The organism is Nocardia jejuensis NBRC 103114, from assembly GCF_001613145.1.
Lineage (GTDB): Bacteria > Actinomycetota > Actinomycetes > Mycobacteriales > Mycobacteriaceae > Nocardia > Nocardia jejuensis.
In genome coordinates, this window is record NZ_BDBU01000023.1 from 263,707 (window position 1) to 290,303 (window position 26,597).

The following is a 26,597-nucleotide window of genomic DNA, read 5'->3' on the forward strand; positions in this document are numbered from 1 at the left end:
CCGCACCCCAACCCAGCCGGTCCAGCCCTCGTAGCTCAGGGGATAGAGCACCGCTCTCCTAAAGCGGGTGTCGCAGGTTCGAATCCTGCCGAGGGCACAACAGGACCTTCATTCGCTAGGGTCATGTAATGGTTCTGGCGTCCGAGGTTGGTGCGCGTGAACGGCCGGCAGCGGCCACACTGGATTGCCCCGCTAGCACCCTCTAGTGCTGTGGCTGCATCCGCGAATCAGGTAGCCGGCACAACGAGAATTCCTGCTACCCAATGCCATCGCGCCGACGGTACCGCGCGGTCGCCGACCATGGCTCGGCTTCTGCGAATTCTCTGTGCTCGGCAAGCATTGGCGATGGCTCACGGCATTGGTTAAATCTCTACACGAGGTCGTTCGCTGATATCTCGGCCGAGCAGAACTCGAACATCAGCTTCAGGGAGTCCGGATCGACTGACAAAGTCCGTGAAGGAAAGACCGGTCGTTTCCATGAGTTCCACTGCACGGCCTAGAAGTACTGGTCCTTCCGGGTTCCCCAGCGGACCTGGCTCTACTTTCCGCCAACCTCGAACGGACAGGGCTTTCCATCCCTGGGCGTAGGTGTGTTCGTCCATGACGCCGAGGGTCTTAGCCCTGACCAGTAGGGCGGCGATCGAGACGTGCCATTTCGCCTTCAAGCGGAGAAATGTCGGCCAGTCAAGGCGATCCGGGAGCTCGGATCGTATGTCGTCGGCTGGCATGAGAAATGCGGCAGCGAACTCGTGGGCTTGGTTTTCGGTGACTTTGTCACCTACTGCTCCTGCAACGCCGTGCAAAACCAAATGGCCTAGTTCGTGGGCAACATCGAAACGGGAGCGGTCACGCAAGCCCTTGTCTGCCCCGAGAGCAACGACCGGCCTGTCAGGGAAATCGACGCAGAACGCATCGACCTTCTCGATGCCGACACGGAAACGGACGACAACAATGCCGTTCCCTTCCAGCAGTCGTACGACATCTTGAACAGGACCGCGTGGGACGTTCCAGTGGTGACGAACCTGGGCAGCTGCTTGTTCGATGTCTACGAGCTGAAGCGAATTTTCGTTGTCGATGGGCACGCGAGACAGGTTCAAAGGGGGCAACACTACATATTTCTCAAGCTCAAGCGCGAGTTCCCGTGCGAGGTGAACATAAGCCAGAGCTTGTTGCCGATCTCGGGGAGAGGTCGATCGAAGGCTTCGGAAGAACCCGTTGACCTGTTCGTGCGCCGGGGGGCGCGCTGGCGCGGCAAAAAAGGACGGCGGTACCCGTAGCGCGACCGCGAGGCGCCGGAGCGTTGATGCGGCAGGTTTGGTGTGGCCGTTCTCGAATTGACTGATTGAGCCTGCGGTGACGGAGCCGACTTCCCGGGCCAGCTGTACCTGGGTCAGGCCGCGGAGTTCGCGGGCCATCCGCAATCTGGCCCTGTCGAACAGGGCCGATATGTCGCCCGGCTCCAGTTTCAGTTGCGAGTCCTTCACGTCGCTCGTCTCCGTGCCAGTCGGTGTCCGCCTGTCAGCCGACGATCCTCGATCTTGTTAATTCCCTTCGCATCTTAAGCACACCTCGGTTACCACGCGGGTCAACCTCTCAGCACCACCAGGACAATTCCGATTGAAATGTGTCTGACTACACGTTGATTATGTCATGTAGTCTACCTTAGATCGAGAAAGTACTGTTCCAATCTGAGGTTACTCGCTGCCGGATGCGAGAGACGGAGTCACAAGGGATGAAGGTTCAAGAGTGTGTCCTGTCGGAGGATGTCATCGCTGCCGACTCGGCGGAGGCCGCTCTGTGGCACGCCATCGTGGTGCCGGAGGCAATCAAGGAGAGGCTGCGCAACCAGACCCTGTTGTCGCTGCTCGTGCGACCTGATTTGCCATTCGCGATGACGGCGTTGCACGGGTTGTGCACGCTATATGGGCCGCCGGGAACCGGCAAAACCACCCTGGCTCGGGGTCTCCCGGCACAGGTCGCGGGTTACGTCCCCGGTGGCGAGGTCCGCCGGATCGAGATCAACCCACATGGACTGATGAGTGCCGAGCACGGGCAGTCACAGCGGCGAGTCAGCGAGCTGCTCGGCGAGTATGTGCCAGGGCTCGCGGCAGACGGTATGCCGACCGTGGTAATCCTCGATGAGGTCGAGTCGATGGCCGTGGCCCGCTCGGCGGCGTCGTTGGCCGCCAACCCGGCCGACGTCCATCGTGCTACCGACGCAGTGCTCACCGCGTTGGATCTCAACGCCATCGAACACCCTCATCTGTTCTTCGTCGCAACCAGCAACTTCACCACTGCATTGGACGAGGCGTTTCTTTCCCGCTCCGACGCGGCCATCCTCATCCCGCTGCCCGAAATCGAGGCGCTGCGGGAGATCCTGGCCTCAACGCTGCTGGCCCTCGCCGACAAGTACCCGGCTTTGGAAGAGCTGGCACATTCTTCGGCGATGACTTTCATCGCCGAAGCAGCGCATGGGTTGGACGGCCGCCGCACGCGCAAGGTGGTCTTCGAAGCTCTTGCTCAGCGACTGAATACGGTGCTGGACCCCGGCTGTCTCACCCGGGAGGACTTGACGACTGCAGTACGAAACGCCGTCGCAGAGAACGGGCGTCTGGAGGTGTCGGATGCTGCGCATTAGGCAGGTGGCGGCCTCTCCTGTACGCAACGCGAGCGTGACATGGACGGTGATCGCGGACCTCGTGGCCGACACTGTGGCGCAGTCCTCCGCGCTGTCCCGTACGGAGGCGCTGCAGGCGATGTCGGCCGCCGAGGCGGTTGGACGGACGCTGATCGCGGGCGGGCACCTGCAAACGCAGGCCATCACACTGGTGGTCGGCAAGGTGCACTGCGAGATTACGACGGTGTCCGGCGCGGCGGCCTTGACGCTGGAGGAGAACCTCAACCCCATCCCCGGCGCGGCGGGTGCCGACGACTTCACGATCTATCTGCCGTCCCCGATGCCGTTCCGAGAATTGGTGAAAGCCGCGGCAGGCGGGCACGCTCGGCTGTCCGAGGCCGTCCCGCCCGCTCCGGAGGTGAACGCCGCCATCTCCGGTCCGCTGATCGACCGCGAGGTGCTGCGCCGGGCGGTGACTCAGCGATGACCTCTACCCATACCTACAGCTACACCCAGACGCACACCGCGACACACCTGACCGATGTCATCCTCGGCACCATCACCGAGATTCTCGCCGACCTCGGAGTCAACATGGATCGGCTATACCGCGATTGGGTGCAGACCGAGAATGCGATCAAAGCGTGGATCGAGGAGGGCTCACTGGCCGCAGTCGTCCTCGAATGTCACCAGCCCTCAGGCGGGGTGGTCGCGGTGATCGAGTTCCCGGTGTCCTATACCTCCTCCGGCGAAGGCGACACCGAGTTCACCGCGTCCCGCGCCCGGCTCTCCCGGTTCCGGGCCAAACTCGACCAAGTGCCCGCAGGCACTACTTACAAACTGCTCTGCACCCACAACAGGACCCCATCCGACCAACCGGGATGGGGGGCCGGCCACCGGTCGAACACTGTAGGCCTGCAAGGCATTACCTTCGGCACCCTCGGCTCAGCCCCACACGCTTCGACTGGCATGCGCTACTACTACTGAGACCATGGAGTTAGGTACACCCGCTATGGGATATATCGACGACGCCTTCGACAACCTCAGGCACAACCTGGAAATTACCCAGACTGAGCAGGATCTGGCCAAGGCACGACATACGGCCATCCGCGACTTCGTTAATTCACACTGGGACCTCGCGGACGACTTCCTTACCGGCAGCTACCGGCGCGACACGAAGACGAAGAAACTCAAGGACATCGACATCTTCGTCGTCCTCGATGCCGAAGGCTTCCAAGCCAGCTTCCGCGACCAGGCCCCGGTTCAAGTGATCAACGCCCTCGAGTCCCTTCTCCGACAGAAATGGAAGCATGCCGCCCGCGACGGCATGGCCGTCGTGATCCCCTATGGCCCCGATGACGATGTCATGTCCATCGACGTGGTCCCCGCGTTTAAGCGGGAGGATGGCGGCTACTACATCCCCAACCCCTCGGCAGGCGACTGGATCGCGACCGACCCCAAGCGCCACCACGAACTGAGTATCGCCAAGAATACCGAGTGCGACGGCAAGTATGTGCCCTTCGTCAAGATGGTCAAGGGCATCAACCGTGAAGTCGGCGAGCCCGTCTCGCCATCCTTCCTATTGGAAGTCATAGCGCTGTCATTGGTGAAGCCACCGATCGGACGCTTCCAGGACGAGATCGTGCTGTTCCTGGCCACCGCCACCGAACGCATCGACGACGAGTGGCCCGACCCCGCCGAACTCGGTGGCGACGTCAACGCCGTCATGAACGCCACTCAGAAACTCGCCGCGGCCAATGCGCTCGACCAAGCACGCGCCATCGCCGAACGAGCAGTCGACCTTGAAGACGACGGCCAGGACGAAGCCGCCTACAACGAGTGGAGAAAGCTCTTCGGAAACCGGATCACCAAGCCATGAACTTCTCCACCGACCCCACCGGTATTCGAGGGATTCCGCCCCGCGCCATCCACGAACGGCAACTCGACGACGACATGCTGCTTCTGCAACGCGCCGCGGCGGTAAGCCATCAACGCGGCCAACTCCTCGAGGCCGTGCGCGTCACCGCCGCTATCTCCCTCGCCGCCGTCGGCGTCCTGATAACGCTGAGCGGTTACGGCCGCACCCCCATCTCGATCGCCGGATTCTTCTGGTTCGTCGTCTCCGCGTTCTTACTCAAGGGTCTCGCCGGGAGCACCGCCCGACAAGGCGCTCTACTCCAAGAAAGATTTGACACTGCCCTTTTCCACCTGCCATGGCGTGCCACAGTCGCAGGCGACCCCATACCCGAACCAGACATTCGCCGCCTCGCACGCCAACTTCCCCAAGGAGGGAAAAAGGACAAGCGCATCACCGAGGGCTGGTACGACCCCACCAACGACGTCCACCACCCCTACGACGTCTTTATCGCCCAAGAACAGAACCTCGCTTGGGACGCTCGCCTCCGTCGCCGCTACAGCCACCTCATCGCCGCCGCTGCGATCCTGTGGACCTCTATCGGACTCGTCGTCGGTCTCGCGGTCTCGAACGCCACCTTCCTCGACACCCTCCTCACCTTTTTCGTCCCGTCACTGGCGGCCTACCAGATCGCTTACGAGATCTGGTCCGGCCAACGCAAGGTGGCCGACGAGCGCGACCGACTCACCAAGGTCGTCAACAGCGAACTCCACAACGCACGCCCCGGCGCCGTACCCGACTCCGAATGGCACCGCCTGCGCAGCGTGGCCCGCGATATACAGGACGGCATACTCCGAACCCGACTGGACACCACCCGAGTACCTGAATGGTTCTACAAACACTTCCGCGAAGGCGACGAACGCGACTTCGGCGATACCGCAGAAGACCACCGCATTCGCCTCGCCCAAGTCCAGACCCCACCCCCATAGTTCGTCGAGCGGGATACACCCGTGCCAAGACACGAGGCTCCCGGCATAATCATGAGAGCTCGGTGTCCGTGAGGCTGATCGGCTCTAAATCGATCTGTTCGAACATCACGGCCGTAATGGCGACCAGGGTCTCCTCTTCGAGGTCTTCCGGATCGATGGGCCAACCATCCGCACCAACCAGCGCCCATGAACCATCCGCGCGATGCAGGAATCCCATGCCGTCCGGTAGGGAGCGCGCCAACTTTCGGAGGTCTTCGTCATCGCGTCGTGTGGGTACATCCATGCCCGCCCCTTCGTTGGTCGGCGTGGTCCGCGCCCACCGCCGGGGACTGCGAGGGACCTTTCGAACACCCTGCGGTGGGGCTGAATTCGACGTTAGGCGTGCCGCATTCCGACCGGAACCGATACCGTGTTGACAGGTGTTTTCTATCCGGGAGCTGGGGTGATGGAGCCAGGGGTGATGCTGCGGACCGCCCGCGAAGCGGCGGGTATCGGGTTGCGCGAGATCGCTCGTCGCACGCACTATTCGGCGTCGTATCTGTCGCTGCTCGAATCAGGTAAACGAACCGTCCCCGCCGCTGCGGTGGCCGCGTATGAGGCTGCGTTGGGGTCGGATCTGGAACGACTGACCTCGGCCGCGAAAACACCTGCCAGCGTTGATCTCTCGGCACTCTCGGACGTCGCGGTCATGTTGTCGGCCACCCGCCGTATCGAGGACCGCACGGGCACGCTCGCGGTGCTGCCTGCGGTACGAGGAATGTCGGCCATGGCGGAGACCTTCGTCGACCAGGCGCGTAGCGGTACGGCAGCGCGGAAGGCTGCGGGCATCGCCTCCGAAATCGATCAGTACCGAGGCTGGTTGGAGCACGCATCCGGTGCGAACAGCGCATCGAATCGAAGCCTGCGCAAGGCGGTGGAGTTGGCCACCCAGTCCGGTGACTCGGACCGGCTCGTTCACGGCTTGTCCTTCACGGCGTATGTGGATTTGGCGCGTGGGGATCGTGCCGAGGCGGCCGGACTGTCGGACGCGGCACTGACCGTCCGCGACGTGGATCCGCTGATCAGGGTGTACGAGCATTTTCAGCGTGCACGTATCCATGCCGCCTCCGCGGAACCGCGCGACGCGCAACGCCTCCTGGTCCGCGCCGACCGGGCGATGGAAGCGACCGAGGGCCGTAAACCGCCTGAGGCCGGATATTGGTACACCCCAGGGTTTTTCGGGCTCCAGCGGGCTCGCGTACTACGGACCCTAGGGCAGGCCGACCGAGCGCAGGACGAAGTGCGGGCTGCGGTGGATGCGCTGCCGGAGGAGCATCGCCGTTCGGAATGGGCAGCGAAGTGGCGGCGTGCCGCCGACGGCCATACCGACGTTCCACACTGAGTGGGGAGAGCGTCGAGGGCACAGACGCTAACTCAGTGCCGCTCGCGCTCGAAGACGCTGACGCACAGGGCCGCGCATTCGGCGGCGAGGGCGTCGGCGTCCAGGGAGAGCGTGCCGTCGAGCCAGGCGTCTATCAGCTGGTTGACGCCGCCGGTGACGAACAGGGCCGCTCGGCGCAGGGCCTCGGGGGTGAGGTCGCCGGGGAAGGCGGCGGGGGCGTTCTGGACGACGAGGTCGGCGATGGTGGTCAGGACTTCGCGGCGGCGCTGGGCGAGGGCGGGGACGGTGTTGGTGTCGCTGGTCATGATGCGGTGAATGTGGCGATCACCGGCGACGATCTCCAGGAATGCGCGCAGGGCCGCGTGCAGTTTCGCCTCGGCCCCGCCGTCGGCGGTGACGCCGGAGACCACCAGCACGCCGAGAAGTTCTTCGCGCACCTCGTCGGCCACCGCCGCGAGGAGTTCGTCGCGGTTGGCGAAGTGCTCGTAGAAGTAGCGGTCGGTGAGGCCGGATTGTTTGCAGATTCCGCGCACGGTGACGGCGGAAAGGCCTGCCTCGCCCCAGGTTTCACGGGCGGCGGCCAGTAGCCGGGTGCGGCGTTCGGCCCGGCGGTCCTCGGCGCTCACGCCGCCGTAGCTGCGCGCGGTTGCTGGTCTGCCCATTGACAAGACTCTAGGCCCTCCCTACATTTGCAGACATACGTCATCAGATGACAGCTGTCATCAGATCGGTGATTCAAGGGAGAATCCGCGATGACCATCAGCCTCGCCGCCTATCGCGCCGCCACCGCCCCGCTGCTCGACGAGCGCGACTACACAGTCGACCAGATCGACGGGCGGCTCCCCCGGGATCTGACCGGAACCCTCTACCGCATCGGCCCGGGTAAGCACCAGGTCGGTAAATCCCTGCTGCACAACGTGTTCGACGGCGACGGCATGATCTCGCAGTTCGTTCTCGACGGTGCCACGGTGCGCTATCGCAACCGCTATGTCCGCACCCGCCACTTCGAACACGGGCAGCACTCGGACCGGATCCGCTATCGCGGTGTCGGCGGGCAGATCCCCGGCGGTCCGCTCGCCAATATCGGCCGCCTGCCCGCCAATGTGGCCAATACCAATATCGTCAACTACGCGGGCGGGCTGCTCGCACTGTGGGAGTTGGGCAATCCCCATCGCATCGATCCGGACTCGCTCGATACCCTGGGCCCCACCGATTTCGGCGGGCGACTCGGTTTCCTCGGCGCGTTCTCCGCCCATCCGAAATGGGATCCGGCCACGGGCGACATGTACAACTTCGGCCTCGATCTGCTGCCCACGCCCCGCATCCGCACCTATCGCATCGACCGCGCCGGACGACTGCACCGGCTGGCGACCATCCCGCTGCGGGATCTGCCCTGGAACCACGACTTCGCGCTGACCGGCGACTACATGGTGTTCGTCCTGGACCCGCTGCTGCCCGATATCCGCAAGATCGCCCTCGCCTCCGATTCGTTCATCGATTCGCTGGAATTCAAGCGGGCCAAGGGAACTCGATTCGTCCTCGTCCCGAAAGCCGGTGGCCGCCCCCGCATCGTCGAGCACGAGGCGCTGCTGCACGTGCACGTCACCAACGCCTATGACGACGGCGAGGACGTGGTGGTCGAATTGGTGCGGCTGGACGCCGAATGGGACAGTTTTCGCACCATGACCGGGATGGTCAACCGCGACACCCCCGACACCCCGCAGTTCCCCGACTCGCGACTCATGCGATACCGGATCACCCGCGGGGGCACCGTCATCGAGCACGAACTCTCCGACCGCGCGGGGGAATTCCCGCAGTACGACTGGCGCAGGTCCACCCGCGCTCATCGCTACAGCTATCTGGCCGGTGCGGGCGGCCCCGCGGGGCTGTTCAACGCGATCCTCAAGGTCGACCACCGCACCGGCGCCACCACGTTCTGCGACCTGGGCGCGAGTTCCATCGGCGAGCCCCTGTTCGTGCCCCGCACACCCGACGCCGACGAGGATGAGGGCTGGTTGTTGGCGCTCAACCACGACCTCACCGAAAACCGCTCACAACTCGTGGTTCTCGATGCCCGCGATCTCGAATCCGGCCCGCTCGCCACCGCCTGGCTCCGCCACCACATCCCCTGGGGGTTCCACGGCACCTTCACCCGCCGCCTCGCTCGACCGGAGACCCCGCAGCCGGTTCTCTGACCACGACGCCGCCACAGTCCACTCCCCGCCACCTGCTCGGAGCGCTCACCGGAGAACTCTTCCGGCGACAGGACTCGCGACGCGGCCCGGGCACCCCTTACCGGGTGCCCGGGCCGCGTCGTGTTGTCAGCGCGTGCCGGCGGCGGCTCGATCGCCGCGGCGGTGCATGGTTTCGAGGGCTTCGACGAGGATCTTGGGGTCGTGGCCGCCCTTGTAGACCGGTTTGGGCTGGGTATCGAGGCCGAGCAGGGTCGCCACGGCGACCTGGGCGGTGCGGACCGAGTACTCGACGGTGAAGACCACGTCGTCGGGGACCTCGGCGTACTGGCCGATGAAGGCGAGGTTGGTCGAGCCCGCGGGGACGACGTCGGGGCGGTCTCCGTGTGAGCGGACCAGGAACTGGCTGGTGATGTACGGCATGAGGGCCGGGATCACGATCGAGTTCTTCAGGATCTGCTCGCGGTTGTCGATCTTCAAGTGCGACAGCGCTTCCCGCAGGATCTCCTGACCGGTGCACTCCGCCATGGTCTTGGTGACCGTGTTGCCGGGCTTGTCCGGGAACAGGGCGTAGCCCCACCAGACGAAGGTGTCCGAGGGCTGCTCACGGAAGTGCGGCTGGTGGTTGAGCACGATCGTCATCAGCCAGTTGGAATCCTTGAACGTGATCAGGCCGCCCTTGCCCGCCTCGCTGCCGCTGAATTTCTCCATCTCGGCGAAGAAGGTCGGGTCCTTGGTGGTGACGGTGAACGACGCCCAGGTCGAATCCTTGATCGAGGAATCGAAGACCTCGGGATTGCCGAGCCCGGATCGCTTGGCCGCCAGGGTCCGCCACAGCTTCCACGCGCCGGAGGACCGCGAGGTGTCCAGCACCGCGGCGGTGTCGGTGGAGCCCAGCGTGGAGTCGGCCGTCATCGAGCCGTTGGTGATCAGCAGCAGGTCGTCCGGGCCGAGTGTGATCTCCTCGGTCTTGCCGTCGCTGATCACCGTGAGCGCCTCGGCGGTCAGGGCCTTGCCCTCCGCCAGGCGCACATCGGTCACACTCGCGCCGAGCCGGATGGTGACGCCCTGGTCGGTGAGCCACTTCAGCATCGGCCGCACGATCGAGTCGAACTGGTTGTACTTGGTGCGGTAGATCCCGGACATGGTGTCGAAGGTCTTGAACAGGTGCACGAATCGATTCAGGTAGCGCCGGAACTCGATCGCGGAATGCCACGGTTCGAAGGCGAAGGTGGTGCACCACATCCACCAGAAGTTGGTGGTGAAGAACTCCGGGCTGAAACAGTCGGTGATGCGCTTGCCGTTCAGCAGCTTCTCCGGCGTGCCGACGCATTTGATCAGTTCCAGCCGGTCGCGTTCGGTGAACCCCATCGTGTGCGCGTCGATCGGAACTCCGGTGTCGTCCACCAGCCGCGCGTGGTCGTTCCAGGCGAAGTCCTTGTGGAAGGCGAAGGTGTCGTCGGTGACCGACACGGTGGGATCGTCCATGGAGGGAATCGAGCGCAGCAGGTCGTAGGTGCAGTCGAAGTGAATCTCGAACATGCGCCCGCCGCGCATCGTGTAGCCGCTCTCGGGCGATCCGGCCGCGTCCAGGCTCCCGCCCTCGCGCCCCTGCTCCTCCAGCAGAACGATGTCGGAACCGGAGAACTTACCGTCCCGAATCAGAAAGGCCGCGGCCGATAACGCGGCGATTCCACTTCCCACCAGGTACGCCTTCGCCATGATTACCTCTTTCACGATATGTCTCGCGGTCAGGGTCGATTTCATGGAGCCGTGAACACCCGAGCGATAGCCGGATGTTTGCCACATTACGTGATGGTCGGTCGTCTCGTGCGGCCTCCAGGAACGCGAGAGATCCTTCCGGCCAGGAGCGGCCCGGCATTCGACCGGGCGCGGTCAGCGGCTGGGACGCGACCCCTGCAGCAACCGCGCCAGAAACGGGAACAGCAGCACCGTGGTCGCACCCGCGGCGACCAGCGTCGAGGCGAGCTCGGCGCGCAGCAGACCGGCGCCGGTCGCGACCTGTGTCACCGCGACGATGATCGGCAATCCGGTGGCCGCGTACAGGGCCAGTTCGGCACGCTCGCGACCGGAGGTCAGGTTCGCACCGTGCGGAACGAACCGTTCGCTCAACAGGACCGGAAGTCCGCGCGCCACCAGAATGATCACCACCAGCAGCACCCACAGCAGCGGATCGGCGGCGACGGCGTGGATATCGATCCCCATCCCGGAGACGACGAAGAACACCGGGATCAGCATGCCGAATCCGATTGTCTCCAGCGAGGATTCGACCTCCGGATGACCGGCCGCGATGAGCCTGCGCAGAATCAGACCGGCAGCGAACGCACCGAGTACGACGTCGAGGTCGAACACCTCGGCCACCATCATGAGAACCAGCAGAAGCAGCAGCACACCGCGGACCGGCAACTGGTCCGAGCCGCCGCCGGCCTTGTCGAGCATGCGACCGAAAGCGGGGACCCGGTCGAGCATCCGCTGCGGCACGAACCCGATCACGCCGGTGGCGATCGCGAACAGGGCCAGCACCACGATCGCACCGCCCACGCTTCGACTGGTGAGCAGGACCGACATGGCCACCACCGGTCCGAGTTCCCCGACCGCTCCGTGCGCGAGAACCGCACGCCCCAGCGGCTTGTCCAGTAGCCCATCGTGTTTCACGATCGGCAGCAGTGTGCCCAGTGCCGTGGAGGTGAGTGCGATGGCCACCGCGATGCGAGCGGTGAAGTCGGCGTCCGACGCCGCGAAGGTCACCAGCGCCAGCGCGAAGGCCAGACCCACCAGCCAGGTCAGCCACGCGACCCGCCCGGACCGCCCGCCCAGCAACCGAGGATCCAATTCGTAACCGGCCAGCAGGAACAGCATTCCGAGGCCGAGTTCGCTGAGCAGATCGACACCGCCGCCGGTACCCGCCCAGTCCAATGCGAACGGACCCAGCAGCACACCCGCCAGCAGCAGGAGCACCACACCCGGTATCGCACCGCGCAGCAACCGCGACAGAATCGGCGCGGCAACCCCTGCCGCCATGATCCAGCAGAGCGACACGATGGCTGACGGTCCAGCAGATGGCAACTCGTCAGCAAACAGAATCATCCGGCTATCGTGACACGGCGATCGGCGATTTCGGCCTCATGACCGGCGTCTTGGCGGCGGTTCTCCCAAGCTCCCGACCGATGGCATGCGGCCCGCACCCTCGGCGGCTCAGCGATCGGCCACCACGAGCAGTAGATCGCCGCCGTCGACCTGCTGGATCGCGCCGATGGCGATTCGGTCGATCACACCGGCGCGCGGCGCGGTGACGGCCGCCTCCATCTTCATGGCTTCGATGGTGGCCACGGTGTCCCCCGCGTCCACTCGGTCGCCGACCGCGACCGCGACGGTGATCACGCCCGAGAAGGGGGCGGCTACGTGGCCCGCATCGGTGGGATCGGCCTTCTCCGCAAGCGGAGTCGGGTCCGCGATCGATCGGTCCCGCACGACGACCTGCCGCAGCTGTCCGTTCAGCAGGCAGACGACGGTGCGCATACCGCGCTCGTCCGGCTCGGAGATCGCCTCCAGGCCGATGAGCAGGGTGACGCCCTTCCCGAGTTCCACGCGATGTTCCTCGTCGTGACGCAGCCCGTAGAAGAACTGATTCGCCGAGAGCCGGGAGGTATCCCCGTACTTCTCACGGTGCGTGAGGAATTCGCCCGTGGGTCCGGGAAACAGCAGCCGGTTGAGGGTGGCCCGGCGTTCGCTCGATGTTCCGTCCAGCCCTTCCTCGTCCGACGGGAGCAGTTCGATGTCGGGCTCGGCGAGACCACGACCGGCGAGCGCCCGGGTCCGGAACGGCTCGGGCCATCCACCGGCCGGAGTGCCGAGTTCACCACGCAGAAAACCGATTACCGAGTCGGGGATGTCGAAACGAGCGGGGTCGGCGGCGAAGTCCTCGACATCCACACCCTTCCCGACGAGGGTGAGCGCGAGGTCGCCGACGACCTTGGAGGACGGGGTGACCTTGACCAGACGGCCCAGAAGCCGGTCCGCCGCAGCGTATTTCGCCTCGACCTCCTCGAACTGGTCACCCAGCCCGAGAGCGATCGCCTGCTGACGCAGGTTCGAGAGCTGACCACCGGGAATCTCGTGGGTGTAGACCCGCCCCGTGGGCGACGGCAGCCCGGATTCGAAGGGGGCGTACACCTTCCGCAGCGCCTCCCAGTACGGCTCGAGATCGCAGACGGCCTGCAGGTTCAACCCGGTGTCGTACGGCGAATTCGCCGCTGCGGCAACGATTGCCGAGAGCGCGGGCTGGCTGGTGGTACCCGCCATCGGCGCGCTCGCACCGTCCACCGCGTCGGCACCGGCCATCCACGCGGACAGATAGGTCGCCAGCTGACCACCGGGAGTGTCGTGGGTGTGCACGTGCACCGGGAGATCGAAGTTGGTGCGCAAGGCCGTGACCAGGGTGTGCGCGGCGGGTGCGCGCAGCAGCCCCGCCATGTCCTTGATCGCGATCACGTGCGCGCCGGCCTCGACGATCTGCTCGGCGAGTTTCAGGTAGTAGTCGAGGGTGTAGAGGGTCTCGTTCGGGTTCGACAGGTCACCGGTGTAACTGAGCGCGACTTCGGCCAGGGCGGTGCCGGTTTCGCGCACGGCGTCGATGGCCGGGCGCATCTGATCGACATTGTTGAGCGCGTCGAAGATCCGGAAGATGTCGATACCGGTCGCGGTCGCCTCGGACACGAAACCGCGCGTGACTTTCTCCGGGTACGGGGTGTAGCCGACGGTGTTGCGTCCGCGCAGCAGCATCTGCAGGTTGATGTTCGGCACCGCCTCACGCAGCGCGGCCAGGCGCTCCCACGGATCCTCGTACAGGAACCGCAACGCCACGTCATAGGTTGCCCCGCCCCAGCATTCGATCGACAGCAACTCCGGCGTCATGCGTGCCACATGCCCGGCCACGGCGAGCAATCCACTGGTGCGCACGCGGGTGGCCAGCAGCGACTGGTGCGCGTCGCGGAAGGTGGTGTCGGTGACCGCCAACGCCTTCTGCTCGCGCAGCGCCCGCGCGAAACCCTCCGGTCCCAGCGCCAGCAGCCGCTGGCGGGAACCGTCCGGCGGCGCGGCCGAAAGGTCGACGGTGGGCAGCTTGTCGTGCGGGTAGACCGTCGTGGGCCGGGGCCCGTGCGGCTTGTTGACCGTCACGTCGGCCAGATAGTCGAGGATCTTGGAGGCGCGGTCGGCCGAGGTGTTCCGGGTCAGCAATTCGGGCCGCTCGTCGATGAACGAGGTGGTGATCAGCCCGGCTTGGAACGCGGGATCGTCCAGAACCGCCTGGAGGAAAGGGATATTCGTCGCGAGACCGCGAATGCGGAATTCGGTGACGGCCCGTCGCGCCCGGGCGATGGCTGTCGGGAAATCGCGGCCTCGGCAGGTGAGTTTCACCAACATCGAATCGAAGTACGCACCCACCTCCGCACCGACATTCGTGCCACCATCCAAACGCACACCCGCACCACCCGGAGACCGATACCCGGTAATACGACCCGTATCCGGCCGGAACCCGTTCGCCGGATCCTCCGTCGTGATCCGGCACTGCAACGCCGCACCACGAACACGAATCGCACCCTGACTCAAACCCAGATCATCCAGGCTCTCCCCCGCCGCGATCCGCATCTGCGACTGCACCAAATCCACATCGGTGATCTCCTCGGTCACCGTGTGCTCCACCTGAATCCGCGGATTCATCTCGATGAACACATGATTACCCCGCTCATCGAGCAGAAACTCCACCGTCCCCGCACAGCTGTACCCGATCTCCCGAGCGAACGCCACCGCATCCGCACAGATCCGATCCCGCAACACCGAATCCAGATTCGGAGCCGGAGCCAGCTCGATCACCTTCTGATGCCGCCGCTGCAACGAACAATCACGCTCGTACAGATGAATCACATTCCCGGCCTGATCAGCCAGGATCTGCACCTCGATATGACGAGGATTGATCACCGCCTGCTCCAGGAACACCGTCGCATCACCGAACGCCGACTCCGCCTCCCGCGCAGCAGCCTCGATCGACTCCCGCAACTGCGCCCGATCCGCCACCCGCCGCATACCCCGACCACCACCACCGGCCACCGCCTTGACGAACACCGGGAACTCCATCGCCTCCGACGCCGCGACCAACTCCTCCACATCCGCGGACGGCTCACTCGACGCCAACACCGGCAACCCCGCAGCCTTGGCCGCCGCGATCGCGCGCGCCTTGTTACCCGTCAACTCCAGCACATGCGCCGACGGCCCGACGAACGTGATCCCCTCACGCGCACACGCCGCCGCGAGATCCGGATTCTCCGAAAGAAACCCGTACCCGGGATACATCGCGTCCACACCGGATTGTCTTGCCGCAGCGATAATTTCGCTTACCGACAGATATGCCCGGACGGGATGTCCGACCTCGCCGATCTGATAGGACTCGTCCGCCTTGAGCCGATGCGGTGAATTGCGATCCTCGTGGGGAAACACCGCTACGGTGTGCGCGCCGAGTTCGTACGCGGCGCGGAACGCGCGAATGGCGATCTCACCGCGATTGGCCACCAGGACTTTCGAGAACATGGTCGGCTACCTCTTGCTTCGGTACTGCGGCGACCGGATACGCCGCCGAAAAGGAGAACGGCCCGCACCGGTGAGTGCGGGCCGTCGGGAAATGTCGCGCCGGGGCTGTCAGGCGACGACGGAACGCTGTGGCACGCCGACATATTCACTCAGCGGCCGGATCAGGGCATTGGATTCGCCCTGTTCGATGATGTGCGCGGTCCAGCCGGTGATGCGGCTCATCACGAAGATCGGGGTGAACGCCTCGATATCGAATCCGAGCAGGTAATAGGCTGGGCCGGTGGGAAAGTCGAGGTTCGGCTCGATGCCGGTCGCCTCGGTCATGGTGCGGTCCAGGATCTCGTACATCCGAACCCATTTGTCGCCGTCGGTGGCCGCGGCGATGTCCAGGAACGCCTGCTTCATGGTGGGGACCCGGGAATCACCGTTCTTGTAGACCCGGTGGCCGAAGCCCATCACCTTTTCCTTGTGCGCCAGCTTGTTTCGCATCCATGCCTCGGCCAGCGCGGGATCGCCGATCTCGATCATGTCGTGCATGACCGCCTCGTTGGCCCCGCCGTGCAGCGGACCCTTGAGCGCGCCGATGGCCGCGGTGACCGCGCTGTAGATGTCCGAGAGCGTGGAGGTGACCACGCGCGCGGCGAAGGTGGAGGCATTGAAGCTGTGCTCCGCGTACAGGATCAGCGAGACCTCGAACGCCTTCACCAGTTCCGGCGCGGGCACCTTGCCGAAGCACATGTTCAGGAAGTTCTCGGCGAACCCCAGATGCGAGTGCGGTGCGATCGGATCCAGTCCGTGGCGCCGGCGGTGGTCCGCGGCCACGATGGTCGGCAGCACCGCCATCATGCGAAGCGCCTTGGCGCGGTTGGCCCTCGGCGAGTTGTCGTCCTCGGCCGGATCTTCGGCGCCGAGGTAGCTGATGGCCGTGCGCACCACGTCCATCGGGTGGCAGTTCTCGGGCAGTTTGGTCACCAGCGACAGCAGCGAGCGATCGGCTCGCCGGGAGGCCCGTTCCTGCTGGCAGAACCGTTCCAGTTCCGCGACGCTGGGCAGCTCGCCGTACCAGAGCAGGTACGCGACCTGCTCGAAACTGCAGTTGGCCGCCAGATCCTGGACCGCGTAGCCGCGGTAGGTCAGCGAGTTGGTCTCCGGCACCACCTTGGAGATCGAGGTGGTGTCGACGACGACGCCTGCGAGACCCTTGTAGATGGTCTGTATCGCGCTCTCCGGTCCGTCCGCCGCCCGCGCCGAATCACTGCGCGATGCCGTAGTCATTGATCCCTCCCGAGAGTGAAATTGAATATGTCGGAATCGAATTCGTTGTAGCGCTCGTACCGCAGCAGTTCGTAGAGACGGCTCCGGTGCTGCATCCGATCCAGCAGCCCGGACTGGGTGCCGGTGGCCGCGATCTCCCGCAGCCCGGCCTCGGCGGCGAACATCGCCAGGCGCAGCGTGGTCACCGGATAGATCACCGCGTTGTAGCCGATCGACTCGAGCGTCCGCGCCGCGATCAGCTCGGACTTGCCGAACTCGGTCATGTTGGCCAGCAATGGAATCGAGACGGCGGCGCGGAACTTCTCGAAGTCGGCCTCGGTGTACAGCGCCTCGGTGAAGATCAGGTCCGCTCCGGCGTCGACATAGGCCTTGGCCCGCTCGATCGCCGAGTCGATGCCCTCGATGCCCGCGGCGTCGGTGCGCGCGCAGATCACGAAGTTCGGATCCCGGCGCGCCGCCACCGCGGCACGCAGGCGGCGCACCATGTCGGAGGTCGGCACCACCGCCTTGCCGTCGAGGTGCCCGCAGCGCTTGGGGTTGACCTGGTCCTCGAGGTGCAGCCCCGCGAGGCCGGCATCCTCCATGACCGTCACGGTCCGGGCCGCGCTCATCGGCTCACCGAATCCGGTGTCCGCGTCGATGAGCACCGGCAGATCCGTCACCCGGGCGATCTGCTGACCGCGCCCGGCCACCTCGGTCAGGGTGGTGAGCCCGATGTCGGGCAGTCCCAGATCCGCCGAGAGCACCGCGCCCGAGATGTAGACCCCCTCGAAGCCGATCTCTTGAATCAGCTTGGCCACCAACGGGTTGAACGCACCCGGGAAACGCTGAATCGTGCCGGAGGCCAGACCGGCCTTGAACGCCGCGCGCCTGTCGGCGGCGGAGGTGGCGGCGGCGAGCAGGCCGCTCATCAGAACAGGCCCTTCGGGGACCGCGGCGCACGGGCGAGCACGTCGGCCGAGACGGTGAAGTTCAGTTCGGGCAGCTCGTTCGCGGACAGCTCGCCCGCACGCTGAGCCACCTCGAGGAAACGGTCCTGTTCGGCGGACTCGACGACGCCCTCGGCGAGCGTGCGGAACTTCGCGATGTACTGCTCACGTGCGAAGGGCCGCGCGCCCAGCGGGTGCGCGTCGGCGATGGCCAGCTCGTCCACGATGACCTCACCGCTCTTCAGCGTGACCTCGGCGCGCGCACCGAAGGCCTTCTCGTTCGGATCGGTGGAGTGGTAGCGCCGCGTCCACTCGGCGTCCTCGGCGGTGGAGATCTTCTTCCACAGCTCGACGGTGTCCGGGCGCTGCGCGCGCTCGGGTGCGTAGGAACGCTCGTGATGCCAGGTGCCGTCCTGCAGCGCGACCGCGAAGATGTACATGACCGAGTGGTCCAGCGTTTCGCGAGAAGCCCTGGGGTCGAACTTCTGTGGATCGTTCGAGCCGGTGCCGATCACGTAGTGGGTGTGGTGGCTGGTGTGCAGCACGATGGTCGCGATCTGGTCCAGGTCGCCGATCCGATCGCGCATGCGGCGCGCCAGGTCGATGGGGGCCTGACTCTGGTACTCGGCCGAGTGCTCCTTGGTGTAGGTATCCAGAATGCCGCGCTTGGGCTCGCCCGGACCGGGAAGGGGCACAGCGTATTCCGCGTTCGGGCCGCCGAGCAGCCAGGCGATCACGCCGTCCTCGCCCTCCCAGATGGGCGAGGGCGCGCCCTCGCCGCGCATGGCGCGATCCACGGCCTCGACGGCCATCTTTCCGGCGAACGCCGGGGCGTAGGCCTTCCAGCTGGAGATCTCGCCCTTGCGGGACTGACGGGTGGCGGTGGTGGTGTGCAGCGCCTGGCCGATCCCCTGATAGATGGTCTCGGTGTCCAGGCCGAGCAGGGTGCCGATCCCCGCGGCGGCCGACGGTCCGAGGTGCGCGACGTGGTCGATCTTGTGCTCGTGCAGGCAGATCGCGCGCACCAGATCGACCTGGATCTCGTAACCCGTTGCCAGACCGCGGATCAGGTCCCGGCCCGAGCGCCCGGTGTGCTGCGCGACGGCGAGGATCGAGGGGATGTTGTCGCCCGGGTGCGAGTACTCCGCGGCCAGGAAGGTGTCGTGGAAGTCGAGTTCGCGCACCGCCACGCCGTTGGCCCAGGCGGCCCATTCGGGCGAGAAGCGGCCCCGCACACCGAAGACGGTGGCGCCGGGCTCGTACGGGTGGGTCAGCGCCTGGGCGCGGGCATTGGCGACGGGGCGGCGGGTGACCGAGGCCGCGGCGACGGCCGCGTTGTCGATGATCCGGTTGACGATCATCTCTTCGGTCTCCGGAGCAACCTCCACCGCGTCCGCCGCGACCTCGGCGATCCGCCACGCGAGATGCTCTTCGCGGGGGAAGTTCTCCGCGGAGCGGTGGGTGCGGACGAGATGATTCTTCACGGTCGGGGCCTCCCAAGGCAGCAGTTCCATCGGTGTATTTCGCACGCTACACAGCGAATAAAGCAGCGGAAATACCCCGCAAATGCCTATTTTTGTGGAAGCGGAGCTGTGAATTTGTAAAAGTTGTGAAACTCCGAGTTGCTAGATTGACGCCATGCAGAAGATGTACGCGGGCGCGCGGTTGCGCACGCTCCGGGAGCAACGGGGACTTTCGCAGTCGGCCATGGCCAAGGCCCTGGAGTTATCGGTGAGCTACGTCAACCAGCTCGAACACGATCAGCGCCCGCTGACCGTACCGGTGCTGCTGCGGCTCAATGCCCGCTTCGACCTCGACATGGGATTCTTCGCCGCCGACACCGACGCCCGGCTCATCGCCGATCTGCAGGACGTCTTCGCCGAGGACCCCGACGGCGCGAGCATCACCACCGCCGAGATGGACGACCTGGTCGCCCGGGTGCCGGCCGCCGCTCGGCTGCTGGTCGGGCTGCACCGGCGGCTGCGCGGCACGACCGAGCAGATGGAACGGGTGTCGGCCGGAATCGACGGCGACACCGGCGATTCCACCGCCGCCATGCCGTACGAGGACGTGCGCGACTACTTCTACGACCGCCGCAATCACATTCCGGTGCTGGACGCGGCGGCCGAGGAACTGTTCGCGCGCAACGGATTGAGCTTGGGCGGGCTCGACCTGCAATTGACCCAGCTGCTGCGCGAGCAGCACGGCATCACGGTCACCCTCCGCACCGACGATCCCGACGCTCCCGGCCCGAAGCGGTTCTACGATCCGGTGGACCGGGTGCTGACGCTGGCACGACGGCTCACCCCCGGGCAGCGGGCCTTCCAATTGGCCACGCAGCTGGCATTTCTCACCCAGGCCGCGCCGATCGCGGCATTGATCGAGGAGGCCGAATCCATGCCCGCGCATTCGCAGGGGCTGCTGCGCATCGGCTTGGCGAACTACTTCGCCGGCGCGCTCATCGCGCCCTACACCGAATTCTGGAATTCGGCCGAATCCCTGCGCTACGACATCGAATTGCTGGCCACCAAGTTCGAGGTCGGCTTCGAGACCGTGTGCCACCGGCTCTCCACTCTGCAGCGCCCGGGCAAGCGCGGGGTGCCGTTCTTCTTCGTGCGCACCGATCGTGCGGGCAATATCTCCAAACGTCAGTCAGCCACGGCTTTTCACTTCTCCAGGGTCGGCGGCAGCTGCCCGCTGTGGGTCGTGCACGAGGCGTTCTCCACCCCGGGCAGTATCCGCACCCAGATCGCGCGGATGCCCGACGGGCGCAACTACCTGTGGCTGGCGCGCACCACCGACGAGAAGACCCCCGGATACCTCTCCCCCAAGCGAGATTTCGCCATCGGGCTCGGCTGCGACCTGACCTATGCCGACAAACTCGTCTACTCGCACGGTCTGCCCATCGACGATCCGCGCACGGCGGTGCCGATCGGCGCGGGCTGCAAGGTGTGCGAACGCACGGACTGCGCGCAGCGCGCCTTTCCACAGCTGGGCCGTCCGATCCGAGTGGACGACAACAGTTCTCAGCACATCCCGTACGTGCCGAGCACTCAGGGCTGAGCCCGCGCACACCACCGCTGACGCACCGACCGGCATCGGTGCGTCAGCGCGGGGCGCACGGCGGGGGGTCGAAAAACGCCTCCTCAGAGGAGTTTCCAGTCCTCCAGGCCGTCGTACAGCGGAACCGAGCGAGCCAGCCTCACCACCCGCTCACGCAGGGCGGCGGTATCGGAGCCGCCCGCCAGCGCGGTCCCGATGATGTCGGCCACCTCGGTGAACTCCGCATCGCCGAATCCACGAGTCGCCAGCGCCGCGGTGCCGATGCGCAGGCCGGAGGTGACCATCGGCGGACGCGGGTCGAACGGAACGGCATTGCGGTTCACGGTGATTCCGATCTCGTGCAACAGGTCCTCCCCTTGCTGGCCGTCCAGCGCGGAATCGCGCAGGTCGACCAGGACCAGGTGCACATCGGTGCCGCCGGTGAGCACCGTGATGCCCTTACCCGCGACATCGGCGGCGGTGAGCCGCTCGGCGAGGATCTTCGCGCCCGACAGCGTGCGCACCTGACGATCCCGGAACTCCTCTCCCGCAGCGATTTTGAACGCCGCGGCCTTCGCCGCCACGACGTGCATCAGCGGTCCGCCCTGCTGTCCGGGGAAGACCGCCGAGTTCAGCCGCTTGGCGAACTCCCGCTTGGCCAGGATCAGCCCCGAGCGCGGACCGCCGAGGGTCTTGTGCACGGTCGAGGACACCACATCGGCGTACGGCACCGGCGACGGGTGCAGTCCGGCCGCGACCAGGCCCGCGAAATGCGCCATGTCCACCCACAGATAGGCGCCCACCTCGTCGGCGATCTCCCGGAAAGCGGCGAAATCCTGATGCCTCGGATACGCCGACCACCCCGCCACGATCACCCGGGGCGCGGTGTTGCGGGCGATTCTGCGCACCTCGTCCATATCGATCCGGTGGTCCTGCTTGCGGACGCCGTAGGACTGCACCGCGTACAGCTTGCCCGAGAAGTTCAGCCGCATACCGTGGGTGAGGTGGCCGCCGTGTGCCAGATCCAGACCTAGCAGGCGCTCGCCCGGGCTCATCAGAGCCATCAGGACGGCGGCGTTGGCCTGCGCCCCCGAATGTGGCTGCACGTTGGCGTATTCCGCGCCGAACAGTTCCACGGCCCGGTCCCTGGCGAGGGTTTCGACCACGTCGACGTGCTCGCACCCGCCGTAGTAGCGACGCCCGGGGTAGCCCTCGGCGTACTTGTTGGTCAGCACGCTGCCCTGGGCTTGCAGCACCGCACGCGGCACGAAGTTCTCCGAGGCGATCATCTCGAGGGTGTCGCGTTCGCGAGCGAGTTCACCGGCCATCGCCGCGGCCAGCTCGGGGTCGAGCTCGCTCAGCGATCGGGTATTGACCGAGGCGGTAGAGGTAGTGGAAGGAACCACAGGAACTCCGTTGGCTAGCAAGGGAACAGCCGACGCCCTACGGTGCGCATCCCGATGCGGCCGGATCCCGCGAAAGAGCGGGAACGGCCTGGTCGGCGCTGCGCCCACTCCACGAGGCGGCGACCGCCGGACGCGGCGCATCCGGCACAGCGGGCAGGTCTTCGGACTCACAGGCATCGATCCGCGATCGGATCGTCCTACCGGCCGTCGCTTCCCGGACCCGGGGGTCCAGTGCTCGTGACGACTTTCGTTCCTGCTCACCGCTGCGGGACAGTCCCGGATTCTCACCGGGTTCCCTCTTCACCCGTCGACGTCACCGCCGCGCCGGGCTTCGACGCCGGTGACCGCCGCGGAGTTTCCCTGTCCCGCGATCACCGGCGAACCAGCTGCGTAGGCAGCATACGACGCCCGCGCGCCAGGTCAGGCGCTCAGGGGTGCGGCCGTCACCTCGTAGCCCAGGTTGGTCAGCACCTCGCTGGTCGCCTTGGCGAAGTTCAGCGTGATGAAGTGCAGGCACGGCGCGCCCTCGTCGATGAGCCGCTGCGCCATCTCGGTGGCGATCTCGATGCCGGCCGCGCGCACGGCGGCGCGATTCTCCTGCGGGCCGTCACCCGCCGCCCGGAGCAGTCGAGTCATGATGGGCGCGGGCAGTTCCCGGCCCGAGAGCTCGACCGCGCGCTGCACGGTGCGCAGCGAGGTGATCGGCATCAGTTCGGGGATGATCGGCTTCGCGCCCTCGACCGGATCGTGGGCCAGGACCCGATCCCGCAGTCGCAGATAGTGTTCGACGTCGAAGAACATCTGGGTGATCGAATAGTCCGCTCCGGCACGGAGTTTCGCGGCCAGGAAGGCGGTGTCGGCCTCCAGGTCCGGGGAGCGGTGATGCCCCTGCGGGAACGACGCGACGCCGACATTGAAGTCGCCGAGATCGCGCACGATCCGCACCAGCTGCTCGGCGTACTCGACGCCCTCGGGATGCGGCTGCCAGGCGCCGAGCGGATCGCCGGGCGGATCGCCGCGCAGCACCAGGATGTCGCGAATGCCGCAGTCCGCGTAGGAGCCGACCAGCGCGCGCAACTCGGCGATGCTGTGCCCGACCGCAGTCAGATGCGCGACCGGTAGCAATGTTGTCTGTTGCGCCAGCTGCCCGGTGATGCGCGCGGTGCGGTCCTTGGTGGAACCGCCCGCCCCGTAGGTCATCGACACGAATGCCGGATGCATGCGCTCGAACTCGCGGACCGTGCGCCACAGCCGAGCCTCACCGGCGGCGTCGCGAGGTGGATTGAACTCCACCGAGAACGGCACCCGCGCCCTGGCATGGGTGCGCAGACTCTGCACGACGGATGGTCGCGGCGCGAAGCGGGCAGCGTGCCCGATCCGCGTACTTCCCTGTGCGGGAATGGAATACATGGTTGCCCCCTCGTTCGAGCAGTCGAAGGCCGCCACCCATACCGAACGCGCGCCGACGGAGCCCGTAAGCATCGATCCCGTGCCCGGTCCCACTCGGCGCGGCGCTCGATCCACGAGGCGCCGACCGCCGGATACGGCGTATCCGGCACAGCGGGCAGGTCTTCGGACTCATGGGCACCAACCCCGAAAGGGGCGACCCCGGCGCTCGAGGCCCGGGGCTGGTCCTACCGACCGTCGCTTCCCGGGCGGCATACGCGCCCAGTGCGGAATGACGGCTGTCGTTCCCACTCACCGCTGCGGGACAGTCCCGGATTCTCACCGGGTTCCCTCTTCACCCGGCGTAGTGACTACCACCGGGCTTCGACGCCTTCGGACGGATCAGGGGCTCCTCGACTCCGCCTCCGGCGAACCAGCTGCACAGAGAAATATAGCGTGCCCACCACCGCGGCCACACTCGCATCGCGGATCACCGCTGGTACGGCCGTGTTCCCGGTCACCCGGATCAGCGACCTGCCGCTGACGTCGGGTTTGCGAACCGCCGAGCCCACCGTGTGGTACAGCTGTATCGGAAGCCGTGCATCCAGGCACGAACGACCACGCCCGCGTAGTGGCCGCGGTCTTCCAGGACTAGTAGAGGGCAGATGCTGAATCCCCGGGCGAGCAATGACGACCTGACCGCCAAGGCGCGTATCCGCAACGCCGCCATGGACCTGTTCGCCCAGTTCGGCGAATCCCGGGTCTCGCTGCGGGCGATCGCGTCCGAGGCCGGCGTCACCCTCGGCCTGGTGCAGCACCACTTCAAGACCAAGGCGGGCCTGGTGGCGGCGGTCGACCAGCTCATCGTCGACTATTTCGACGCCGCGGTGTCCTCGGTCCCGCCCACCGGCACGCCCGGTGAGGTGGCGGCGCGACGCGATACCGCGGTGTACACGATGCTGCAGGACAATCCGGCGGTCGTGAACTACGTCCGGCGGGCGGTGCTCGAGCCGAGCGAAACCCAGACTCGGCTGCTGGAATCACTGGTCGAGCTCACTCGCCGCGAGGTCACCAATCTGCGCGGAGCGGGACTGGCCTCGACCACCCGCCGGGAGTCGACGCAGATCGTGGAGGTCCTGGTCCGGCAGTTCGGCGAACTCCTGCTCGCGCCGATGATCGACGCGACCTGGGAGCGCGTCGCCGAACCGGGTGACACCGACAAACCCAGGCTGTCGATCACCGTCAAGGAGTGAGCCCGGTTCACCCGCACGCCGTGGACGGTGGGCGAAAAGCATTGTGACGCTTCGCCCCTCGCACGGCGCGGCAGGCGGCTCACATCGGGTACAGCGGATGCTTGCGAGGGTTGAACTCCGGCTTGACCTTGGGCTTGTCACGCAGCAGCCGCAGCGCGTGGCGGATCTCCAGCCGGGTGCGCGAGGGTTCGATGACCGCGTCGATGTACCCGCGTTCGGCCGCGACCCACGGGGTGGCGATGGTCTCGTTGTACTGGTTGACCATGAATTCGCGTGCCGCCGCACGATGTTCCTCCGGGACGGCGGCCAACTGCCGCTTGCCCAGCAGGTCCACCGCGCTCTCCGCGCCGATCACCGCGATCCGGGCGGTCGGCCAGGCGAAGCTGAAATCCGCGCCCACCTGGCGGGCGCCCATCATGCCGTACGCGCCGCCGTAGGACTTGCGCACGACCAGGTTGATGATCGGCACCGTCGCCTCGATGATCGCGCGCGGCACCCGGCCGCCGCGAATGATCACGCCGCTGGCTTCCTCGGACAGGCCCGGCAGCACACCGGGCGTATCGGCGACGAACACCAGCGGAATGTTGAACGCGTCGCACAGCCGGATGAAATAGGTCGACTTGTCCGAGCAGGCGGCATCGATCGAACCACCCAGCACCAGTGGCTGATTGGCGATCACGCCGACCGGAAGACCGTCCACCCGAGCGAACCCGGTGATCAGGTTCGGGGCGAATGCCGCACGGATCTCGTGGAATTCACCGTCGTCGAAGAGCCGCAGCAGAATTTCGTGCATGTCGTATCCGGCGCGATCGGAATCCGGAATGATCGTGTCGAGTTCTCGATCGGACGCGGTGATCTCCGGCTCCAGACCGGGATTCACGATCGGCGGCTGCTCGACGCAGCTCGACGGCAGGTAGCTCAGGTAGTTGCGGGCCCATTCGTAGGCCTCCTGTTCGGTCTCCGCGACGTGATGCAGGGTGCCCCGTTCGGCCTGCACCTTCGCTCCGCCGAGTTCCTCGGCGGTGACGTCCTCGCCGTTGACCGCCTTGATCACATCCGGTCCGGTCACGAACATGTACGAGTCCTTGGTACCGATCAGCACATCGGTGTTGATCGGCCCGTACACCGATCCGGCCGCGCACTTGCCCAGGATGATCGACACCTGCGGCACGTACCCCGAGAGCTTCTCCAGCACCCGGGAGATATCGCCGAACGAGGCGATGGACCCCACCGCGTCCTGGATCCGAGCCCCACCCGAATCGTTGATCGTCACCACCGGGCACGCGTTGTCGAACGCGAATTTCAGTGCGCGCATGAACTTCTGGGCCGAGGTGACGCCCACCGACCCGCCGTACACGGTCTGATCGTGCGAGATCACCACCACCGGCCGCCCGCCGATCGCCCCCCGGCCGGTGACGAGCCCGTCGCCGTAGAGCGCGTCCGCCTGCCCCGGCTGACGCGCCAGCGCCCCCGTCTCGATGAACGTGCCGGGATCGAGCAGCATGTGCACTCGCTGCCGGACGCTCGGAATCCCCTTCTTCGCGCGCTTGGCGATACCGGCCTCCCCGGCCGGCTCCGCCGCGATCTCCAGGATCTTGGCCAACTCGTCGAGCTTCGCCCGTGTACCGATCACGCCTACTGCCGCCTTCCGAACCCAACCGTTGTGCAC

The 26,597-nt window shown here is 66.0% G+C and carries 21 protein-coding genes, 1 tRNA gene and 2 riboswitches; of the genes, 10 read left to right on the plus strand and 12 right to left on the minus strand.

What is annotated here, in order from left to right; genetic code table 11:
- Positions 1 to 24: 24 nt before the first annotated feature.
- Positions 25 to 97: transfer RNA gene (locus NJ1_RS18950), tRNA-Arg, on the plus strand.
- A gap of 265 nt (positions 98 to 362) precedes the next feature.
- Here NJ1_RS18950 and NJ1_RS38245 read toward each other — a convergent pair.
- Positions 363 to 1,484 (minus strand): XRE family transcriptional regulator, encoded by a 1,122-nt coding sequence (locus NJ1_RS38245; protein ID WP_084478485.1) that lies wholly within the window; start codon positions 1,482 to 1,484, stop codon positions 363 to 365.
- Between the two features lie 248 nt (positions 1,485 to 1,732).
- Between NJ1_RS38245 and NJ1_RS18960 the strand changes: the two genes are divergently transcribed.
- Genes NJ1_RS18960 through NJ1_RS18980 form a run of 5 tightly spaced genes read left to right on the plus strand, consistent with a single transcriptional unit; the run spans position 1,733 to position 5,458 of the window.
- Complete coding sequence (locus NJ1_RS18960; protein WP_067695964.1) at positions 1,733 to 2,638, plus strand: AAA family ATPase; 906 nt, start codon at positions 1,733 to 1,735, stop codon at positions 2,636 to 2,638.
- A 34-nt stretch (positions 2,639 to 2,672) separates the two neighbouring features.
- Positions 2,673 to 3,104: a CBASS system Cap8 protein gene (locus NJ1_RS18965; protein WP_218025228.1), complete on the plus strand. Its 432-nt coding sequence runs from the start codon at positions 2,673 to 2,675 to the stop codon at positions 3,102 to 3,104.
- Positions 3,101 to 3,601: a hypothetical protein gene (locus NJ1_RS18970; protein ID WP_067695970.1), complete on the plus strand. Its 501-nt coding sequence runs from the start codon at positions 3,101 to 3,103 to the stop codon at positions 3,599 to 3,601. The genes NJ1_RS18965 and NJ1_RS18970 overlap by 4 nt, the downstream gene beginning before the upstream one ends.
- Positions 3,602 to 3,626: 25 nt before the next feature.
- Positions 3,627 to 4,493 carry a CBASS oligonucleotide cyclase gene (locus tag NJ1_RS18975; protein ID WP_067695972.1) on the plus strand — a complete coding sequence of 289 codons (867 nt, stop codon included), beginning with the start codon at positions 3,627 to 3,629 and terminating at the stop codon, positions 4,491 to 4,493.
- A complete protein-coding gene (locus tag NJ1_RS18980) occupies positions 4,490 to 5,458 on the plus strand; it encodes an S-4TM family putative pore-forming effector (protein ID WP_067695975.1) in 969 nt (322 codons plus the stop codon). The genes NJ1_RS18975 and NJ1_RS18980 overlap by 4 nt, the downstream gene beginning before the upstream one ends.
- A gap of 49 nt (positions 5,459 to 5,507) precedes the next feature.
- Here the strand turns inward: NJ1_RS18980 and NJ1_RS39240 are convergent, their stop codons facing one another.
- A complete protein-coding gene (locus NJ1_RS39240; protein ID WP_157574082.1) occupies positions 5,508 to 5,741 on the minus strand; it encodes a hypothetical protein in 234 nt (77 codons plus the stop codon).
- 177 nt (positions 5,742 to 5,918) lie between these two features.
- On the opposite strand from NJ1_RS39240, the gene NJ1_RS18985 reads away from it, so the two are divergent.
- Positions 5,919 to 6,839: a helix-turn-helix domain-containing protein gene (locus tag NJ1_RS18985; protein WP_245717462.1), complete on the plus strand. Its 921-nt coding sequence runs from the start codon at positions 5,919 to 5,921 to the stop codon at positions 6,837 to 6,839.
- 32 nt (positions 6,840 to 6,871) lie between these two features.
- Here NJ1_RS18985 and NJ1_RS18990 read toward each other — a convergent pair whose 3' ends face one another.
- Positions 6,872 to 7,501: a TetR/AcrR family transcriptional regulator gene (locus NJ1_RS18990; RefSeq protein ID WP_067695981.1), complete on the minus strand. Its 630-nt coding sequence runs from the start codon at positions 7,499 to 7,501 to the stop codon at positions 6,872 to 6,874.
- A gap of 90 nt (positions 7,502 to 7,591) precedes the next feature.
- On the opposite strand from NJ1_RS18990, the gene NJ1_RS18995 reads away from it, so the two are divergent.
- On the plus strand, positions 7,592 to 9,034 hold the full coding sequence (locus NJ1_RS18995; protein WP_067695985.1) for a carotenoid oxygenase family protein: 1,443 nt from the start codon (positions 7,592 to 7,594) through the stop codon (positions 9,032 to 9,034).
- A 126-nt stretch (positions 9,035 to 9,160) separates the two neighbouring features.
- Here NJ1_RS18995 and NJ1_RS19000 read toward each other — a convergent pair whose 3' ends face one another.
- From NJ1_RS19000 to prpD, 6 genes are all read right to left on the minus strand, one after another.
- Complete coding sequence (locus NJ1_RS19000; RefSeq protein WP_084478487.1) at positions 9,161 to 10,840, minus strand: oleate hydratase; 1,680 nt, start codon at positions 10,838 to 10,840, stop codon at positions 9,161 to 9,163.
- A gap of 87 nt (positions 10,841 to 10,927) precedes the next feature.
- Positions 10,928 to 12,139, minus strand: a complete 1,212-nt coding sequence (locus NJ1_RS19005) for a cation:proton antiporter (RefSeq protein WP_067695988.1) — start codon at positions 12,137 to 12,139, stop codon at positions 10,928 to 10,930.
- Positions 12,140 to 12,247: 108 nt separating this feature from the next.
- Positions 12,248 to 15,637 carry a pyruvate carboxylase gene (locus NJ1_RS19010; RefSeq protein WP_067695991.1) on the minus strand — a complete coding sequence of 1,130 codons (3,390 nt, stop codon included), beginning with the start codon at positions 15,635 to 15,637 and terminating at the stop codon, positions 12,248 to 12,250.
- 108 nt (positions 15,638 to 15,745) lie between these two features.
- A complete protein-coding gene (locus NJ1_RS19015) occupies positions 15,746 to 16,912 on the minus strand; it encodes a bifunctional 2-methylcitrate synthase/citrate synthase (RefSeq protein WP_067695994.1) in 1,167 nt (388 codons plus the stop codon).
- A complete protein-coding gene (gene prpB, locus NJ1_RS19020) occupies positions 16,909 to 17,823 on the minus strand; it encodes a methylisocitrate lyase (protein WP_067695996.1) in 915 nt (304 codons plus the stop codon). The genes NJ1_RS19015 and prpB overlap by 4 nt, the downstream gene beginning before the upstream one ends.
- Complete coding sequence (prpD, locus tag NJ1_RS19025; protein WP_067696120.1) at positions 17,823 to 19,325, minus strand: 2-methylcitrate dehydratase PrpD; 1,503 nt, start codon at positions 19,323 to 19,325, stop codon at positions 17,823 to 17,825. The genes prpB and prpD overlap by 1 nt, the downstream gene beginning before the upstream one ends.
- A gap of 154 nt (positions 19,326 to 19,479) precedes the next feature.
- Between prpD and NJ1_RS19030 the strand changes: the two genes are divergently transcribed.
- A complete protein-coding gene (locus NJ1_RS19030) occupies positions 19,480 to 20,904 on the plus strand; it encodes a short-chain fatty acyl-CoA regulator family protein (RefSeq protein ID WP_067695999.1) in 1,425 nt (474 codons plus the stop codon).
- 83 nt (positions 20,905 to 20,987) lie between these two features.
- Here NJ1_RS19030 and glyA read toward each other — a convergent pair whose 3' ends face one another.
- Both glyA and NJ1_RS19040 read right to left on the minus strand, forming a co-directional pair.
- Complete coding sequence (glyA, locus tag NJ1_RS19035) at positions 20,988 to 22,289, minus strand: serine hydroxymethyltransferase (RefSeq protein ID WP_067696002.1); 1,302 nt, start codon at positions 22,287 to 22,289, stop codon at positions 20,988 to 20,990.
- A 135-nt stretch (positions 22,290 to 22,424) separates the two neighbouring features.
- Positions 22,425 to 22,624, minus strand: a riboswitch (cobalamin riboswitch).
- Positions 22,625 to 22,709: 85 nt separating this feature from the next.
- Positions 22,710 to 23,699 (minus strand): methylenetetrahydrofolate reductase, encoded by a 990-nt coding sequence (locus NJ1_RS19040; protein ID WP_084478500.1) that lies wholly within the window; start codon positions 23,697 to 23,699, stop codon positions 22,710 to 22,712.
- Between the two features lie 136 nt (positions 23,700 to 23,835).
- A riboswitch (cobalamin riboswitch) is annotated at positions 23,836 to 24,073 on the minus strand.
- Positions 24,074 to 24,340: 267 nt separating this feature from the next.
- On the opposite strand from NJ1_RS19040, the gene NJ1_RS19045 reads away from it, so the two are divergent.
- The gene (locus NJ1_RS19045) at positions 24,341 to 24,928 is read left to right on the plus strand and encodes a TetR/AcrR family transcriptional regulator (protein WP_067696005.1); all 588 of its coding nucleotides are present in this window, start codon (positions 24,341 to 24,343) and stop codon (positions 24,926 to 24,928) included.
- Positions 24,929 to 25,007: 79 nt separating this feature from the next.
- Here the strand turns inward: NJ1_RS19045 and NJ1_RS19050 are convergent, their stop codons facing one another.
- The gene (locus tag NJ1_RS19050; protein WP_067696008.1) at positions 25,008 to 26,561 is read right to left on the minus strand and encodes an acyl-CoA carboxylase subunit beta; all 1,554 of its coding nucleotides are present in this window, start codon (positions 26,559 to 26,561) and stop codon (positions 25,008 to 25,010) included.
- Positions 26,562 to 26,597: the final 36 nt, after the last annotated feature.